Source organism: Staphylococcus sp. EG-SA-17, from assembly GCF_017151845.1.
Taxonomy (GTDB): Bacteria; Bacillota; Bacilli; order Staphylococcales; family Staphylococcaceae; genus Staphylococcus; species Staphylococcus aureus.
Map to the genome: position 1 here is coordinate 1 of NZ_JACVZO010000198.1, position 217 is coordinate 217.

The following is a 217-nucleotide window of genomic DNA, read 5'->3' on the forward strand; positions in this document are numbered from 1 at the left end:
GAGAAGGCAACTGAAGAAAGTACAACAGAACAACCATCAACAGAAGAGAAAGCAAGTAAGGAAAGCACAACAGAACAACCATCAACAGAAGAGAAGGCAACTGAAGAAAGTACAACAGAACAACCATCAACAGAAGAGAAAGCAAGTAAGGAAAGCACAACAGAACAACCATCAACAGAAGAGAAGGCAACTGAAGAAAGTACAACAGAACAACCAT

The 217-nt window shown here is 40.1% G+C and carries 1 pseudogene; it reads left to right on the top strand.

The features are described from left to right. A pseudogene (locus IDG65_RS14725) lies at nt 1-217 on the top strand (hypothetical protein); the annotation flags it as partial.